We start from the raw sequence: 16,810 nt of genomic DNA on the forward strand, positions 1-16,810 counted from the left end.
GTCCGCAGGCTTCCCGAAGCCAATACTCTGCGTTATGGTCGCTTCCAGATTCACACATCCCCTCGCGGGAGGTTGCCAGATGGTCAAGCGTTCCGGTGTCGATGCAGTGGCTGCGGCTTCCCGCGGCCATGCACTGCCGTCGCCCGGACTCAAGGAAGCGCCGGTGCTCGAACTCATGTGTTCGCACTTCGTGCTCACGCTCGCGGCCAAGCAGGGCCCGCGCTTCAACGTGCGCCGGGATCTCAACGGCCTGCTGTCGCTCACCGGCCGCCACCTGGTCTGGCCGCTCCCGGTGCTGCATCGGCTGCGCGAGTTCCTCGGCCGGCGTTGCGTCGGCAACGAGGTCTGGAAGGGGGTCGAGGGTTTCGACGGCCGCACGCTGCTCGACCGCCACGGCGTCTGGCGCGGCCCCTACGAAGAGGGCACGCTGTTCTTCTATCTCGACGAATACGCCAAGGACCAGCCCAAGGACCTGCTGTCGGTGCTGTCGGTCACGCGCGACTGGCTCACCCATGCGCTGCGCAAGCAGTCGACCCTGGTCGAGAAAAACATCGATGCGCTGGCCGGCCTGCTGCAGCTCAACAAGGCCGAGCGCGCGCTGCTGCTCTACGGCACCCTGGCGCGCTACCAGCGCGACCTGCGCTCGCTGCTGGTCGAGTTCAAGGTCAACAACGCGCCGGAGGCCTACGCCGCGATCGCCGAGGTGGCCGGCGTCAATGCGAGCGAAGTCGGCGAGGCGCTGCGCGCGGGCTCGCGGCTCGAGCGCATCGGGCTGGTCGAGAACCTGATCTCCGAGCACAACATCACCGACCTGGCCGACCTCATGAAGGTCAGCGAGAAGCTGCCGCCGGTGCTGATGCGCGAGTACCGCGACCGCAACGAACTGATGGCCGTGTTCACGCGCCCGTCCGCCAAGAGCAGCCTCTCCGTGCACGATTTCTCCTTCGTCGAGGACGAGGCCCGGATGCTGGTCACCTTGCTGCGGGCGGCGGTGGCGCGCAAGGAGCCCGGCGTCAACGTGCTGCTCTACGGCCCGCCCGGCACCGGCAAGACCGAACTCGCCAAGGTGGTCGCGCAGGCCGCGGGGCTGGAGCTGTTCGAGGTCGAATACGCAGACCGCGACGGCAATTCGCTGTCGGGCCGCGACCGCTACCGTTCGCTGCAGATCGCGCAGGTGTTCCTCAAGGGCAGCGAGCAGTCGGCGCTGCTGTTCGACGAGGTCGAGGATGTGTTCCCGCCCATCAGCACCGAGGCCGCGCAGCTGATGGCGCGCGCCGAGCAGATTCCCTCGCCGGCCAGCGGCAGCGTGAGCGGCAAGGCCTGGGTCAACCAGATCCTCGAATCGAACGCGGTGCCGACCTTGTGGGTCACCAACCGCATCGAGCAGATCGACCCGGCTTTCCGGCGCCGCTTCGCCTACCACCTCGAGCTCAAGTCGCCGCCGCCCGGCGCCCGCGAGCAGCTGGTGCGCAAGACACTCGAAGGCGTCTCGGTGTCCGAGGCCTTCACCGCCAAGCTGGCCGGGCGCAAGGGCCTGACACCGGCGCAGATCCGCACCGCGGTGCGCTTCGCCGAGCTCGCCATGACCGAGGGCGGCTCGGTCGAGAACCTGATCGAGCGCCAGCTCAAGAACGCCGATCTCGCGCTCGGCACGCCCGATGCCCTGGGCGCGCGCCGCAGCGTCACGACCTACGACCTCGACATGCTCAACGTCGAGACCCGCTTCGAGATCCCGCGCATCGTCGAGGCCCTGAAGGCGCGCGGCCACGGCACGCTGTGCTTCTACGGCGCGCCCGGCACCGGCAAGACCGCCTTGGCGGAGCACATCGCGAAGGCGATCGGCCGGCCGCTGATCATCAAGCAGGCCAGCGACCTGATGAGCAAGTACGTGGGCGAGACCGAGCAGAACATGGCCGCCATGTTCAAGGAGGCCGAGGCCGAGAAGGCGGTGCTGCTGCTCGACGAGGCCGACAGCTTCCTGCAGGACCGCCGCGGCGCCCAGCGCACCTACGAAGTGACCGAGGTCAACGAGATGCTGCAAGGCATGGAACGCTTCGACGGTATCTTCGTCTGCACCACCAACCTGCTCGACCGGCTCGACCAGGCGGCGCTGCGCCGCTTCACCTTCAAGATCAAGTTCATGCCGCTGACCGGCGAGCAGCGCGAGCGGATGTTTGTCACCGAGGCGCTGGCCGGCGATGCGGCCCAGCTGACCCACGAGATCAAGCTGCGGCTCGCCAGGCTGCCGCAGCTGTGTCCGGGCGACTTCGCGGCCGTCAAGCGCCAGACCGACATCCTGGCGGTGGCCTTCTCGGCCGACGAGTTTCTCGAGCAGCTCGATGCCGAGCACCGGATCAAGCCCGAGGTGCGCGAGTCCCGCGGCATCGGCTTCGTCCAGTAAGGTTCCACACAAGAAAAGGCGCGGGTCGCCGCGCGCGGGGGAGAGCGATCGATGAGGGCTGTCCGGACTGCCCGGAGAATGGACGCGGCGCGCTGCGCCTTGGGCGCTGCCGCACTGGCGCTGCTGGGTCTGCTCGGTGCCTGCGGCGGTGGCGGGGGCGGGGGCGGCGGCGGCGCAGCGTTGCCGCTGGCCGCGCCGGCCGCCCTGGCGCCGGGCGACGACCCGATCGTCGCCTCGTCCAGCGTGCAAGGCCAGTGCGCCGCGCCGCGTGGCGGCATCGACCCGGACACCGGCGCGGCGTTCCCCGACCAGCCCGGCTCGGCGACCACCGAGAAGCGCTGGCTGCGGGCCTGGATCGACGAGACCTATCTCTGGTACGCCGAAATCCCCAGCACGCTGGTGGCCGGCGAATACGCGACCCCGCTCGCCTACTTCAACGTCCTCAAGACACCGCTGTCGACCCCCTCGGGCAGGCCCAAGGACCGCTTCCACTTCACGGTCGACACGGCGCAATACCGGGGCCTGTCGCAAGACGGCGTGCTGATCGGCTACGGACTCGAACTTGCCTTCCTGAGCGCCGCGCCGCCGCGCGACATCCGGGTGGCCTTCACCGAGCCCGGCTCGCCGGCGGCGCAGGCGGGCTTCGATCGCGGCCTCAAGCTGGTCGAGATCGACGGCATCGATGCGGTGGCGGGTGCGGACGTGGCGGCACTCAACGCGGCGCTGTCGCCCACCCGCATCGGCGAAACGCACAACTTCAAGCTGCAGGCGCCCGACGGCAGCCTGCGCAGCGTGAGCCTCACGGCGGCCGCTGTCACCCGCACCTCGGTGCAGAACGTGAAGACCATCGCCACCGACAGCGGGCCGGTCGGCTACATGCTGTTCAACGACCACACGGCCGGCGCCGAAGCGCAGCTGATCGCGGCGGTCTATCAGTTCAAGGCGGCGTCGGTCAGCGACCTCGTGATCGACATGCGCTACAACGGCGGCGGCTTTCTCGACATCGCCAGCGAACTGGCCTACATGGTCGCCACGCCGGCGGCCACCCGCGGCACGGTCTTCGAGGCGCTGCAGTTCAACAGCAAGAACCCGTTCCGGATCACCGCGGCGCAGGCCACCGTGCCCTTCCATGCGACCACGCGCGGCTTCTCGGTGTCGGCCGGCCAGCCGCTGCCGCAACTGGGCCTGTCGCGCGTCACCGTGCTGGCCGGCCCCGACACCTGTTCGGCCAGCGAATCGGTCGTCAACGGCTTGCGCGGGGTCGGGATCACGGTGAACCTGATCGGTGGCGGCACCTGTGGCAAGCCCTACGGCTTCTATCCGCAGGACAACTGCGGCACGACCTATTTCGCGATCCAGTTCCAGGGCGTGAACCAGCAGGGCTTCGGCGACTATGGCGACGGCTTCGTGCCGACCTGCGCGGTGGCGGACGATTTCGGCCATGCGCTGGGCGACACCGCCGAGAGCCGGCTCGCCGCCGCGCTGACCTTGCGCAGCACGGGCGCTTGCCCGGCCGCGCCGCAGGCCCGGGGCGGTGGCGCGCTCGGCAAGGCGGAGGCGACCGGAACGCCCTACCTGATCCGCTCGCCGCTGCGCGAGAACCGGATCATTTCACGCCCCTAGAACGCCGCGCAGACCCGCAGCACGTCGGTGCCGTAGGCCTCGAGCTTCTTGGTGCCGATGCCGCTGATGCCCTGCAGGTCTTCGAGCGTCGCGGGCGCGCGCTCGGCGATCGCGGCCAGAGTGGCGTCGTGGAAGATCACGTAGGCCGGCAGGTTGTGCTCCTTCGCGACCTCGGCGCGCCAGGCCTTGAGCGCCGCGAACCGGGCCTGGCCGGCTGCGTCGAGAGTGGCGGCGGCCGGCGAGGGCGCGCCGCGCGCGGTCTTTTCGCGCCGCGACTTGCGTTCGGCCGGCGCGGAGATCGATTCGCGCAGCATCACCTGGACCTCGCCCTTGAGCACGGCCCGCGAGCCGTCTGTCAGCTGCAAGGTGTTGTACGCCTGGGCGTCGACCGAGAGCGCGCCGGTGGCGATCAGCTGGCGCAGCACGCCGCGCAGCTGCGCCTCGCTGAACTCGTCGCCGATGCCGAAAGTGCTGACCCGCTCGTGCCCGAACTGCTTGACCTTCTCGGTGGCCTTGCCGCGCAGGATGTCCATGATGTGGCCGGCACCGAAGCTGATGCCGCTCTGCTGCTGCACCCGGTAGATGGTTGAAAGCAGCTTGCGCGCCGCATCGGTGCCGTCCCACACCTGCGGCGGCGTGATGCAGTTGTCGCAATTGCCGCAGGGAACGCTCTTCTCGCCGAAATAGCCGAGCAGCCGCACCCGCCGGCAATCGCTGGCCTCGGCCAGTGACAGCAGCGCATCGAGCTTGCCGCGCATCACCTGCTTGAACTCCTCGCCGGCCGGGCTCTCGTCGATCATGCGGCGCTGGTTCACGACGTCTTGCAGGCCGTAGGCCATCCAGGCGTCGGCGGGGGCGCCGTCGCGGCCCGCGCGGCCGGTCTCCTGGTAGTAGCCCTCGATGTTCTTCGGCATGTCGAGGTGGGCCACGAAGCGCACGTCGGGCTTGTCGATGCCCATGCCGAAGGCGATGGTCGCGACCATCACGATGCCTTCGTCGCGCAGGAAGCGGTCCTGGTGCTTCTGGCGCACTGCGGCGTCGAGACCCGCGTGGTAGGGCAGGGCGTTGATGCCGGCGTCGACCAGGGTCTGGGCCACGTCCTCGACCCGCTTGCGCGACTGGCAATAGACCACGCCCGCATCGCCCTCGTGCTCGCGCTCGATGAAGCGCAGCAGCTGGGTGGTGGCTTCCTTTTTCTCGACGATGGTGTAGCGGATGTTCGGCCGGTCGAAGCTGGAGACGAACTGGCGCGCTTCTTCGAGCTGCAGCCGCTCGACGATGTCGGCGCGCGTGAGCGCATCGGCGGTGGCGGTAAGCGCGATCCGCGGCACGCCGGCATAGCGCTCGTGCAGCACCGTGAGTGCGCGGTACTCGGGCCGGAAGTCGTGGCCCCACTGGCTCACGCAATGGGCCTCGTCGATCGCGAACAGCGCCAGCTTGCCGCGCTCCCTGAGCGAGTCGAGCTGCGACAGGAAGCGCGGCGTGTTGACGCGCTCGGGCGCCGCGTACAGCAAGGTGATCTCGCCGCGCAGCATGCGGCGCTCGACGTCCTGGGTCTGCTCCCAGTCGAGCGTGGAATTGAGGAAGGCGGCATCGACGCCGGCCTCGTGCAGGGCGCCGACCTGGTCGTGCATCAAGGCGATCAGCGGCGACACGACCACGGTCACGCCGTGGCCGGCGCGCTGGCGCGCGATGGCGGGGATCTGGTAGCACAGCGACTTGCCGCCGCCGGTGGGCATCAGGACCAGGGCGTCGCCGCCCGCCACGACGTGGTCGACGATCGACTGCTGCGGGCCGCGGAACTGCGCGTAGCCGAAGATCTCGTGGAGGATCGACTGCGGATCGTCGGCGCCGGACGAAGGCGCGGAGTCGGAAGAGGCGAGGGGCAAGGCGGACACGGTTCGGCGTTGGATGAAGGCCGGCCCGCCAGGGATGCCGCGGCGGGCCGGCCTTCATTGTCGCTTGGTGGCGCCTCCCGGCTGTCAGCTGCGGATGTTTTCGCGGCCGAAAACCGCCATCAGCGTGCAGCCCATGGTGGCCACCAGCTTCTCGCGGCCCTCATCCAGGGCGTAGGCATGGCCCTCGCAGACCGTCACCGTGCGCCCGGGCTTGACCACGCTGCCGACCATCCGGAAGGTCTGGCCCTTGGCGGGTGCGAGCAGGTTGATCTTGTATTCGATGGTCAGCACCGCGGCGTCGGCCGGCATCAGCGTGAAGCCGGCGTAGCCGCAGGCCGAGTCGAGCGCGGTCGCCACCATGCCGGCATGCAGGAAGCCGTGCTGCTGGGTCAGGCCGGCGGCCCAGTCGAGCTCGATCGCCACGCGGCCCGGCGCGATCTCGCCCAGCCGCGCGCCGATGGTGGCCATGGCGCCCTGGCGCTMGAAGCTCTGGCGCACGCGCTGCGCGTAGTCGGGGTCCGGCGGAACGAAGGCGGTGGCAGGCATGGGTGATGGGATTGACGTTTACGTAAACGTGAATTATGGCCGTCCCGCCCTTGGCACGGCGCTTGCAAACCATGGCCATATTCGCCGCGCCTGCTCCTGTCTAGACAACTTTTGGTGCATGAAACCGCTTTCGCGCACTGCGGAAGTGCAAAGCGCCACTTGCCATCAACCCGAATTCCGGGTTAACCTGTATATACAGGTGCAGCGCGGGGAATGAAACTCGGCTGCCCTGCTGGACTACGAATACTTTTTCCTGCCCGGCTAGCCGAAACTTTTGAAACGCAACAGGAGAACCTGAATGGTCAAGACGGTCGGAAAAATAGCCTCGCTGCTGGCGGCTGGTGCATGCGTCGCGGGCATGGCGGCGAGCGCCCATGCCGAAGACACCAAGATCACGCTGGGCATGTCGGGCTGGACCGGCTTCGCGCCGCTGACGCTGGCCGACAAGGCCGGCATCTTCAAGAAGAACGGCCTCGATGTCGACCTGCGCATGATCCCGCAGAAGGACCGCCACCTGGCGCTGGCATCGGGCGCGATCCAGTGCGCGGCCACCACGGTCGAGACGCACGTGGCCTGGAACGCCAACGGTGTGCCGATCGTCCAGATCTTCCAGATGGACAAGTCCTACGGCGCCGACGGCCTGGCCGTGCGCAACGACGTCAAGAGCTTCGCCGACCTGAAGGGCAAGGCGATCGGCGTCAGCGCGCCCGGCACCGCGCCGTACTTCGGCCTGGCCTGGATGCTCAACAAGAACGGCATGAGCATGAAGGACGTGAAGCTGGTCTCGCTCGAGCCGCAGCCCGCCGCCCAGGCCTTCGTGGCCGGCCAGAACGACGGCGCGATGACCTACGAGCCGTATCTCTCGACCGTTCGCGCCAACCCCGCCGCCGGCAAGATCCTGGCCACCACGCTCGACTACCCGATGGTGATGGACACCGTCGGCTGCGCCCCGACCTGGCTCAAGTCCAACGCCAAGGCGGCCCAGGCGCTGGCCAATTCGTACTTCGAGGCCCTCGACATGATCAAGGCCGACCCGGCCAAGGCGAACGAAATCATGGGCGCGGCGGTCAAGCAGAGCGGCGAGCAGTTCGCCAAGTCGTCGGCCAACCTGCGCTGGTCGGACAAGGCGGCGAACCAGAAGTTCTTCGCCAACGACATCCTCCCGTTCATGAAGGACGCGCAGGTGATCCTGCTGGAGTCCGGCGTGATCCGCAAGGCGCCCGACGACCTGGCCGCCACCTTCGACACCAGCTTCGTCAAGTAAGAGGCACGGACGATCATGAGCGCGACGCCTGTCATGCACTCCTCCACGCCGGCGGCCTCGGCCGCGCCGGCCGCCCCCCAGGCGCCGCGCCGGCGCCGCGCGCTGGCGCCGCTCGAACCGGTCGGCGCCCGGGCGCGCTGGCTGCTGGGCGTCGGCTTCTTCGTCCTGTTCGTGGCGGTCTGGGGCTTCTTCACGCTCGGCGGCTTCGTGTCGCCGACCTTCCTGGCCAGCCCGGTCACGATGGTCAAGGAAGCCGTGCTGCTCTTCACCGAGTTCAACTTCGGCCACGACATCGGCATGACCGTCTGGCGCGTGTTCGGCGGCTTCGTGCTGGCGACCATCGTGGCCGTGCCGCTGGGCATCGCGATGGGCACCTGGAAGAGCGTCGAGGCTTTCTTCGAGCCTTTCGTCTCGTTCTGCCGCTACCTGCCGGCCTCGGCCTTCATCCCGCTCCTGATCCTCTGGGCCGGCATCGGCGAGACCCAGAAGCTGCTGGTGATCTTCATCGGCTCGGTGTTCCAGATCACGCTGATGGTGGCGGTCACGGTGGGCAGCGCGCGGCGCGACCTGGTCGAGGCGGCCTACACGCTGGGCGCCAACAGTCGCGGCATCGTGCTGCGGGTGCTGATTCCGGGTGCCGCGCCGGGCATCGCCGAGACGCTGCGCCTGGTGCTGGGCTGGGCCTGGACCTACGTGATCGTGGCCGAGCTGATCGGATCGTCGTCCGGCATCGGCCACATGATCACCGACAGCCAGGCGCTGCTGAACACCGGGCAGATCATCTTCGGGATCATCGTCATCGGCGTGATCGGGCTCATTTCCGACTTCGCTTTCAAGGCGCTCAACCGCCGTCTCTTCGCCTGGAGCACGATCTGATGAACCAGCTTTCGATTCGCGGCGTGTCCCGCACCTTCACCGGCACGCGCGGCCAGACCACGCAGGCGTTGCTGCCGATCGACTTCGAAGTGCGCGAGAACGACTTCGTCACCATCCTCGGCCCCTCGGGCTGCGGCAAGTCCACCCTGCTGCGCATCGTCGCCGGCCTCGACTACCCGACCGAAGGCCGGGTGCTGCTCGACGGCCAGACCATCGAGGGCCCGGGCGCCGACCGCGGCGTGGTGTTCCAGAGCTACACGCTGTTCCCCTGGCTCACGATCGCGCAGAACATCCGCTTCGGCCTGCGCGAGCGCGGCATGAGCGAGGCCGACCAGAAGGAGCGCAGCGATTTCTTCATCGCCAAGGTCGGCCTGCGCGGCTTCGAGAACCATTTCCCCAAGCAGCTCTCCGGCGGCATGCAGCAGCGCACCGCCATCGCCCGCGCGCTGGCCAACGACCCCAAGATGCTGCTGCTCGACGAGCCCTTCGGCGCGCTCGACAACCAGACCCGCGTGCTGATGCAGGAACTGCTGCTCGGCATCTGGGAGTCGGCCCGCAAGACGGTGCTGTTCGTCACGCACGACATCGACGAGGCGATCTTCATGGCCAACCGCGTGGCCGTGTTCAGCGCCCGGCCCGGCCGCATCAAGACCGAGATCCCGGTCGACTTCGGCCATCCGCGCCACTACACAATCAAGACCTCGCCCGAGTTCATGGACATCAAGGCACGGCTCACCGAAGAGATCCGCGCCGAATCGATGGCCGCCGCCGAGCATTGATCCCCAGCCCCGAGAAAGTCCCCATGACAGCCGCCAGCCTCCGCAAAGCCACCGACGCCCACCGCACCGCGCCTGCGCGCGCGGCGGCCTCGACGTCGCCCGCGCTGGCGCTGTACGAGCAGATCAAGGCCTTCATCACGCACAAGATCCAGGACGGCTCCTGGAGCGCCGGCCACCGCCTGCCCTCCGAGAGCGAGCTGGTGGCGCAGTTCGGCGTGGCGCGCATGACGGTCAATCGCGCGCTGCGCGAGCTGGTCGAGCAGGGGCGCATCGTGCGGGTGGCGGGTGTCGGCAGCTTCGTCGCCGAGGACAAGCCGCAGTCGACCCTGCTGCAGATCGCCAACATCGCCAGCGAGATCCGCGACCGCGGGCACGACTACCGCTGCGAGTTCCTCACGGCCGAGCGCATCGCCGCCTCGCCCGACGTCGCGGTCTGGCTCGACCTGCGGCCCGGCGAGTCGGTGTTCCACACGGTCTGCCTGCACATGGAAAACGAAATCCCGGTGCAGCTCGAAGACCGCTACGTGAACCCGCGCGTGGTGCCCGACTTCCTCGACCAGGATTTCTCGCTGGTCCCGCCGAGCGAGTACCTGGTGCGCAACGTGCCCTTCGACCAGATCGAGCATGTGGTCGACGCCGTGCTGCCGACGCCCGAGCAGGCCGAACGGCTGGCGATGCCGGTGACCGACCCCTGCCTGCTGCTGACGCGCCGCACCTGGACCCGCACCCTGCCGGTGACGGTGGTGCGCTGCCTGCACCCGGCTTCGCGCTATCGCCTCGGCAGCCGGTTCCGGGCCGACGGCAACCCTTCCTTCGGCTGAACGCGCACGCCCCGCCTTCGATTTCGCGCGCACCTACTTGTATAGACAGGAGAACCCATGACCGCCACCCCTTCCGCCCACGCGCCGATCGTCCTCGCGCCCGGCGATGTCGACCTCGCCACCCTGCGCCGCGTGCATGCCGGTGGCGTCCAGCTCGCGCTCGCTCCGGCGGCGCGCGCCGGCCTGCTCGCGGCGCAGGCCACGGTCCAGCGCATCGTCGATGCCGGCGAAGTGGTCTACGGCATCAACACCGGCTTCGGCAAGCTGGCCCAGACCATCATCCCGCCGGAACGGCTGGCCGAGCTGCAGCGCAACCTGGTGCTGTCGCACAGCGCCGGCACCGGCGAGCCGCTGGCGGCCGGCGTGGTGCGGCTGGTGCTGGCGACCAAGGCCGTGAGCCTGGCGCGCGGCCATTCCGGCGTCCGGCCCGAGATCGTCGACGCGCTGCTGGCGCTGTCGAACGCCGGCCTGCTGCCGCGCATTCCTTCGAAGGGATCGGTCGGCGCCTCGGGCGACCTGGCGCCGCTGGCGCACCTGGCCTGCGTGCTGATCGGCGAGGGCGAAGTCACGGCGCCCGACGGCGAAGTCATCGGCGGCGCCGACGCGCTGCGCCGCATCGGCCTCGCGCCCTTCGTGCTCGGCCCCAAGGAAGGCCTGGCGCTGCTCAACGGCACGCAGGTCTCGACCGCGCTGGCGCTGGCCGGCCTGTTCGGCGCCGAGGACGTTTTCGCGGCCGGCCTGCTGGCGGGTGCGCTGTCGCTCGAGGCGATCCAGGGCTCGATCAAGCCCTTCGACGCCCGCATCCATGCCGCGCGCGGCCAGCCGGGCCAGATCGCGGTGGCGGGCGCGGTGCGCGCGCTGCTCGAAGGCAGCGAGATCGTGCCCTCGCACGCCGATTGCGGCCGGGTGCAAGACCCGTACTCGATTCGCTGCGTGCCGCAGGTGATGGGCGCCTGCCTCGACAACCTGGCGCATGCCGCGCGCGTGCTGCGCATCGAGGCCAATGCGGCCTCCGACAACCCGCTGGTGTTCGACAACGGCGACGTGATCTCGGGCGGCAACTTCCACGCCGAGCCGGTGGCCTTCGCTGCCGACATCATCGCGCTGTCGGTGGCCGAGATCGGCGCCATCTCCGAGCGCCGCATGGCGCTGCTGCTCGACAGCGGCCTGTCGGGCCTGCCGCCCTTCCTGGTGCGCGACGGCGGCGTCAACTCCGGCTTCATGATCGCCCAGGTGACGGCGGCGGCGCTGGCCTCCGAGAACAAGTCGCTGGCCCATCCGGCCAGCGTCGACAGCCTGCCGACCTCGGCCAACCAGGAAGACCACGTGTCGATGGCGACCTTCGCGGGCCGCCGGCTCGGCGACATGGTCGACAACACCGCGGTCGTGGTCGGCATCGAGGCCATGGCCGCCGCGCAAGGGATCGAACTGAAGAGGGGGCCGAAAAGCTCGCCCTTGCTCGAAGCCGAATTCGCCGCCATCCGCGAACGCGTCGCCTTCATCGACCAGGACCGCTTCCTCGCGCCATCGATCGAAGCCATGCGCCTGTGGGCACGCCAGGGCCAATGGCCCGAAGCGGTGCAGGCCATCCTCCCCAGCCACGCCTGAATCAACGATCCAGCTCATCGAAAGGACACCCCGCCATGAACGCACCCGACAAATTCCTCGCCGCCGCCACCGATCCCCGCCATGACGCGAGCCGCGTCATCCGATCGCCGCGCGGCAGCACCTTGAGCTGCAAGAGCTGGCTCACCGAGGCGCCGTTCCGCATGCTGCAGAACAACCTCGACCCCGAGGTGGCCGAGCGGCCGCAAGACCTGGTCGTGTACGGCGGCATCGGCCGCGCCGCGCGCGACTGGGCCTCGTTCGACCAGATCCTCGAATCGCTCAAGCAACTGAACGACGACGAGACGCTGCTGGTGCAGTCGGGCAAGCCGGTGGGCGTGTTCAAGACCCACGAGAACGCGCCGCGCGTGCTGATCGCCAATTCGAACCTGGTGCCCAAGTGGGCCACCTGGGAGCACTTCAGCGAGCTCGACCGCAAGGGCCTGATGATGTACGGCCAGATGACGGCTGGCAGCTGGATCTACATCGGCAGCCAGGGCATCGTGCAGGGCACCTTCGAGACCTTCGTCGAGGCCGGCCGCCAGCACTACGGCAACGACCTCTCGGGCAAGTGGATCCTGACCGCCGGCCTCGGCGGCATGGGTGGCGCGCAGCCGCTGGCCGCGACCCTGGCCGGCGCGGTGTCGCTCAACATCGAATGCCAGCAGGCCAGCATCGACTTCCGCCTGCGCACGCGCTACCTCGACAAGCAGGCCAAGGACATCGACGACGCGATCGCGCTCATCAAGCAGCACACGGCCGCGAAGGAAGCGGTCTCGATCGGCCTGCTCGGCAACGCCGCCGAGATCCTGCCGGAACTGGTCAAGCGCGCCAAGGCGGGCGGCCTCAAGCCCGACCTCGTGACCGACCAGACCTCGGCCCACGACCTCGCCAGCGGCTACCTGCCGATCGGCTGGACCTTGGCGCAATGGGAGGCCGCCAAGGCCGACGCCACGCAGCATCCGACATTGCGCCGCGCGGCGGCCAAGTCCTGCGCCGTGCACGTGCAGGCGATGCTCGACTTCCAGGCCATGGGCATCCCGACGGTCGACTACGGCAACAACATCCGCCAGGTCGCCTTCGATGAGGGCGTCCAGAACGCCTTCGACTTCCCGGGTTTCGTGCCGGCCTACATCCGGCCGCTGTTCTGCGAGGGCAAGGGGCCGTTCCGCTGGGTCGCGCTCTCGGGCGACCCGGAAGACATCTACAAGACCGACGCCAAGATCAAGGAACTGTTCCCTGACAACAAGCACACCCACCGCTGGCTCGACATGGCGCGCGAGCGCATCGCCTTCCAGGGCCTGCCGGCGCGCATCTGCTGGCTCGGCCTGGGCGAGCGGCACCTGGCCGGGCTGGCCTTCAACGAGATGGTGAAGTCGGGCGAGCTCAAGGGCCCGATCGTGATCGGCCGCGACCACCTCGACACCGGCTCGGTGGCGAGCCCGAACCGCGAGACCGAGAGCATGAAGGACGGCAGTGATGCGGTCTCCGACTGGCCGCTGCTCAACGCGCTGCTGAACACCGCCGGCGGCGCGACCTGGGTCAGCCTGCACCACGGCGGCGGCGTCGGCATGGGCTACTCGCAGCACTCTGGCGTGGTGATCGTCTGCGACGGCACCGACGCCGCCGCCAAGCGCATCGAGCGCGTGCTGTGGAACGACCCGGCCACCGGCGTCATGCGCCATGCCGATGCCGGCTATGACATCGCCATCGCGACGGCGAAGAAGCAGGGCTTGAACCTGCCGATGATCAAGTAGTCCGGCAAGGCCGTGCGAATCCATCGCTTCGACACCGCCTCGCTGGCCGCCGCGCCGTGGAAGAACGGCGGCGGGACGACGCGCGAGATCGCCGCCTGGCCCCAAGGCGCCGTAATCGACGGCTTCGACTGGCGGGTGAGCATCGCGACCATCGACCAGGCTGGGCCGTTCTCGGCCTTTGCCGGCGTCGACCGCGTGATCATGCTGCTCGACGGCAGCGGCGTGCGGCTGCGCTCGGGCGACGGCCGGATCGAACACCGGCTCGATCGGCCGCACGCGCCGTTCGCCTTTTCCGGCGACATGGCGCTCGACTGCGAGCTGCTCGGCGGCCCGTCGACGGACTTCAACGTGATGACGCGGCGCGGCCGCCTGCGCGCCGAGGTGCGCGTGCTGGCCGGCGACAGCCAGGTGGGGCCGGCAGCGGCCGGCCTGCTGCTCGCGTTGCGCGGCCGATGGCAGCTGCAGGGCGGCGACACGACCACCCTCGAACCCGGCGCGGGACTCTGGTGGGCCCAGGGCCCTGCCGGCTGGCACGCGACCCCCCTCGATGCCGAGGCCGCGCTGGTCGCGGTCCGCTTCGAAGAAGCGCTCACTCCTTCCACCTGAACACCATGACTCATTCCGCGTCTCTTTCCGCCGACGGCGTCTGGCAGCACCTGCGGCTTGCGCCCGGCGCGCTGGCCGACGACCAGGACGCCGTCGCCGATGCGGCGATCGTCGTCCTCGACGGCAGGATCGAATGGATCGGCGAACGTGCGTCGCTGCCCGCGATGCATGCCGGCCTGCCGCGCTTCGATGGCGCGGGCGCGCTCGTCACGCCGGGCCTGGTCGACTGCCACACGCACCTGGTCTATGGCGGCCAGCGCGCCAACGAGTTCGCGATGCGCCTGGCCGGCGCCACGTACGAAGAGGTCGCGAAGGCCGGCGGCGGCATCGTGTCGTCGGTGCGCGCCACGCGCGAAGCCGATGAATACACGCTGTACGCCCAGGCCGCGGCCCGGCTCGAGCAACTGCTGGCCGACGGCGTCTGCGCGATCGAGATCAAGTCGGGCTATGGCCTCGCGCTCGACCACGAACGCAAGCAATTGCGTGTCGCACGGCGGCTCGGCGAGGCCTATGGCGTGACGGTGCGCACGACCTTCCTCGGCGCCCATGCGCTGCCGCCCGAATACGCGGGCCGCAGCGGTGACTACATCGACCTGGTCTGCAGCGAGATGCTGCCGGCACTGGCGGCCGAAGGGCTGGTGGACGCGGTTGACGTGTTCTGCGAGCGCATCGCGTTTTCGCTCGAAGAGACCGAGCGCGTGTTCAAGTCGGCGCGCGCATTGGGCCTGCCGGTCAAGCTGCATGCCGAGCAGCTGTCCGACATGGGCGGCGCCGCGCTGGCGGCCCGCCATGGCGCGCTGTCCTGCGACCACATCGAGCACCTGTCGGCCGAAGGCATCGAAGCGATGCGCGCGGCCGGCACGGTGGCCGTGCTGCTGCCCGGTGCCTACTACACGCTGCGCGACACGCACCTGCCGCCGATAGCCGCGCTGCGCGCCGCCGGCGTGCCGATGGCCGTGTCGACCGACCACAACCCGGGCACCTCGCCGGCGCTGAGCCTGCTGCTGATGGCCAACATGGCCTGCACCCTGTTCCGCCTCACCGTGCCCGAGGCGCTGGCTGGCGTGACCCGCCATGCCGCGCGCGCGCTGGGCCTGCAGCACACGCACGGCGCCTTGCATGTCGGCCAGCCGGCCAACTTCGTGCTGTGGAACGTCCGGGACGCGGCCGAGCTCGCGTACTGGTTCGGCCAGCGGCCGCTGCGCACCGTGGTGCGCCAGGGCCGCATCGCGGCGGGGGCGGCCGCATGACGACGCGCACCCTGTTCGCGGCCGATGCGCTGCTGCCGACCGGATGGGCGAAGAACGTGCTGCTGGCATGGGACGACGCCGGCCGGCTGACGCAGGTGCAATCCGATGCGCCCCGGCCGTCCGCTGCACCCACCGTGCGCGGCCCCTTGATCCCGGGCATGCCGAACCTGCATTCGCACGCCTTCCAGCGCGCGTTCGCAGGGCTCACCGAGCACCGCGCCGAGCAGCAGGACAGCTTCTGGAGCTGGCGCACGCTGATGTACCGCTTCGCCGCGCGCCTCGGCCCCGAGCAGATGGAAGCCGTCGCGACCTGGCTCTATGCCGAGATGCTCGAAGCCGGCTACACCAGCGTCTGCGAGTTCCAGTACGTGCACCATGACGGCGACGGCCGCCCCTATGCCGACGACGCCACGCTGAGCCTGGCGCTGCTGCGCGCCGCGCAGCGCACCGGCATCGGCTTCACCTTGCTGCCGGTGCTCTACCAGACCAGCGGCTTCGGCGGCACGCCGCCGAACCCGGGCCAGCGCCGCTTCATCCGCTCGACCGAGTCGATGCTGCGCCTGCTCGACGCGCTGAAGCCGGCCTGCGATGCGCAGGGCGCGCGCCTGGGCCTGGCGCCGCATTCGCTGCGCGCGGTGCCGCCCGATGCCCTGCGTGATGCGCTCGCCGGCCTCGATGCGCTCGATGCCAGCGCGCCGATCCACATCCACATCGCGGAGCAGACGCAGGAGGTCGACGACTGCGTCGCCTGGAGCGGCCAGCGGCCGGTCGCCTGGCTGCTCGACCATGCGCCGGTCGATGCGCGCTGGTGCCTGGTGCATGCCACGCACATGGACGCGCAGGAGTACCAGCGCGCCGCCACGCGCGGCGCGGTCGCCGGCCTCTGCCCCACGACCGAGGCCAACCTCGGCGACGGCATCTTCGACCTCGCGGCCTGGCGCGGCCATGGCGGGGCCTGGGGCGTGGGCTCGGACAGCCATGCCTGCGTCAACGCGGCCGAAGAGCTGCTGCTGCTCGAATACAGCCAGCGCCTGGCCACTCGCCAGCGCAATGTCGGCGCCGATGCGGCGCACCCGCAGGTCGCGACCGCGCTCACGCTGGCCGCCTTGCACGGCGGCGCGCAGGCCGCGGGCCGCGCGGTCTGCGGCCTGGCGCCGGACCAGCAGGCCGACTTCGTCGTGCTTGACGCCGCGCACCTCGCACTGCAAGGGCTCGACGCGCCCGACATGCTCTCGGCGCATGTCTTCGCGAGCCACCGCACGTCGGCGATCGATGCGGTGTGGGTGGCCGGCCAGCCGCGCGTCGCCGCCGGCCGGCATGCACTGCACGACCATGCTGCGGCCGGTTTCGTCGCCGCGCGCAGCCAACTTCTGAAGGATTGAGA

General features: G+C 69.6%; 13 protein-coding genes. 11 read left to right on the forward strand and 2 right to left on the reverse strand.

The annotated features are described in order from the left end of the window. Positions 1–79: 79 nt before the first annotated feature. Both AC1DF3_RS03325 and AC1DF3_RS03330 read left to right on the forward strand, forming a co-directional pair. A complete protein-coding gene (locus AC1DF3_RS03325) occupies positions 80–2,401 on the forward strand; it encodes an ATP-binding protein (protein WP_286535217.1) in 2,322 nt (773 codons plus the stop codon). Positions 2,402–2,479: 78 nt separating this feature from the next. Further along, positions 2,480–4,024, forward strand: a complete 1,545-nt coding sequence (locus AC1DF3_RS03330) for a S41 family peptidase (RefSeq protein WP_478138812.1) — start codon at positions 2,480–2,482, stop codon at positions 4,022–4,024. Here the strand turns inward: AC1DF3_RS03330 and recQ are convergent. Together recQ and AC1DF3_RS03340 are read right to left on the reverse strand one after the other, a co-directional pair. Then, complete coding sequence (recQ, locus tag AC1DF3_RS03335; RefSeq protein ID WP_286535362.1) at positions 4,021–5,913, reverse strand: DNA helicase RecQ; 1,893 nt, start codon at positions 5,911–5,913, stop codon at positions 4,021–4,023. The two genes, AC1DF3_RS03330 and recQ, sit on opposite strands and share 4 nt — an antisense overlap. A gap of 93 nt (positions 5,914–6,006) precedes the next feature. Further along, positions 6,007–6,468, reverse strand: coding sequence for a PaaI family thioesterase (locus tag AC1DF3_RS03340; protein ID WP_478138813.1), 462 nt, complete (start codon positions 6,466–6,468; stop codon positions 6,007–6,009). 298 nt (positions 6,469–6,766) lie between these two features. Between AC1DF3_RS03340 and AC1DF3_RS03345 the strand changes: the two genes are divergently transcribed. Genes AC1DF3_RS03345 through AC1DF3_RS03385 form a run of 9 tightly spaced genes read left to right on the forward strand, consistent with a single transcriptional unit; the run spans position 6,767 to position 16,808 of the window. Further along, the gene (locus AC1DF3_RS03345; RefSeq protein ID WP_478138814.1) at positions 6,767–7,732 is read left to right on the forward strand and encodes an ABC transporter substrate-binding protein; all 966 of its coding nucleotides are present in this window, start codon (positions 6,767–6,769) and stop codon (positions 7,730–7,732) included. 33 nt (positions 7,733–7,765) lie between these two features. Continuing rightward, positions 7,766–8,608, forward strand: coding sequence for an ABC transporter permease (locus tag AC1DF3_RS03350; protein ID WP_478138921.1), 843 nt, complete (start codon positions 7,766–7,768; stop codon positions 8,606–8,608). Beyond that, positions 8,608–9,387, forward strand: coding sequence for an ABC transporter ATP-binding protein (locus tag AC1DF3_RS03355; RefSeq protein ID WP_286508603.1), 780 nt, complete (start codon positions 8,608–8,610; stop codon positions 9,385–9,387). The genes AC1DF3_RS03350 and AC1DF3_RS03355 overlap by 1 nt, the downstream gene beginning before the upstream one ends. Positions 9,388–9,410: 23 nt before the next feature. Further along, positions 9,411–10,208, forward strand: coding sequence for a histidine utilization repressor (gene hutC, locus AC1DF3_RS03360; protein WP_286535213.1), 798 nt, complete (start codon positions 9,411–9,413; stop codon positions 10,206–10,208). Positions 10,209–10,265: 57 nt separating this feature from the next. Beyond that, the gene (gene hutH / locus AC1DF3_RS03365) at positions 10,266–11,816 is read left to right on the forward strand and encodes a histidine ammonia-lyase (RefSeq protein WP_478138815.1); all 1,551 of its coding nucleotides are present in this window, start codon (positions 10,266–10,268) and stop codon (positions 11,814–11,816) included. A 35-nt stretch (positions 11,817–11,851) separates the two neighbouring features. Next, positions 11,852–13,570 (forward strand): urocanate hydratase, encoded by a 1,719-nt coding sequence (gene hutU, locus AC1DF3_RS03370; RefSeq protein ID WP_478138816.1) that lies wholly within the window; start codon positions 11,852–11,854, stop codon positions 13,568–13,570. Between the two features lie 12 nt (positions 13,571–13,582). Continuing rightward, positions 13,583–14,176 (forward strand): HutD/Ves family protein, encoded by a 594-nt coding sequence (locus AC1DF3_RS03375; protein WP_478138817.1) that lies wholly within the window; start codon positions 13,583–13,585, stop codon positions 14,174–14,176. A 5-nt stretch (positions 14,177–14,181) separates the two neighbouring features. Then, positions 14,182–15,426 carry an imidazolonepropionase gene (hutI, locus tag AC1DF3_RS03380; RefSeq protein ID WP_478138818.1) on the forward strand — a complete coding sequence of 415 codons (1,245 nt, stop codon included), beginning with the start codon at positions 14,182–14,184 and terminating at the stop codon, positions 15,424–15,426. Beyond that, on the forward strand, positions 15,423–16,808 hold the full coding sequence (locus tag AC1DF3_RS03385) for a formimidoylglutamate deiminase (protein WP_478138819.1): 1,386 nt from the start codon (positions 15,423–15,425) through the stop codon (positions 16,806–16,808). The genes hutI and AC1DF3_RS03385 overlap by 4 nt, the downstream gene beginning before the upstream one ends. Positions 16,809–16,810 lie beyond the last annotated feature (2 nt).

The sequence above is a fragment of the Variovorax sp. 10N432 genome (assembly GCF_056394465.1).

What these genes read in the sequence shown, in the direction of transcription:
- AC1DF3_RS03325 (WP_286535217.1), top strand. Translation starts at nt 80, where the DNA reads ATGGTCAAGCGTTCCGGTGTCGATGCAGTGGCTGCGGCTTCCCGCGGC.
- AC1DF3_RS03330 (WP_478138812.1), top strand. Translation starts at nt 2,480, where the DNA reads ATGGACGCGGCGCGCTGCGCCTTGGGCGCTGCCGCACTGGCGCTGCTG.
- AC1DF3_RS03345 (WP_478138814.1), top strand. Translation starts at nt 6,767, where the DNA reads ATGGTCAAGACGGTCGGAAAAATAGCCTCGCTGCTGGCGGCTGGTGCA.
- AC1DF3_RS03350 (WP_478138921.1), top strand. Translation starts at nt 7,766, where the DNA reads ATGCACTCCTCCACGCCGGCGGCCTCGGCCGCGCCGGCCGCCCCCCAG.
- AC1DF3_RS03355 (WP_286508603.1), top strand. Translation starts at nt 8,608, where the DNA reads ATGAACCAGCTTTCGATTCGCGGCGTGTCCCGCACCTTCACCGGCACG.
- hutC (WP_286535213.1), top strand. Translation starts at nt 9,411, where the DNA reads ATGACAGCCGCCAGCCTCCGCAAAGCCACCGACGCCCACCGCACCGCG.
- hutH (WP_478138815.1), top strand. Translation starts at nt 10,266, where the DNA reads ATGACCGCCACCCCTTCCGCCCACGCGCCGATCGTCCTCGCGCCCGGC.
- hutU (WP_478138816.1), top strand. Translation starts at nt 11,852, where the DNA reads ATGAACGCACCCGACAAATTCCTCGCCGCCGCCACCGATCCCCGCCAT.
- hutI (WP_478138818.1), top strand. Translation starts at nt 14,182, where the DNA reads ATGACTCATTCCGCGTCTCTTTCCGCCGACGGCGTCTGGCAGCACCTG.
- AC1DF3_RS03385 (WP_478138819.1), top strand. Translation starts at nt 15,423, where the DNA reads ATGACGACGCGCACCCTGTTCGCGGCCGATGCGCTGCTGCCGACCGGA.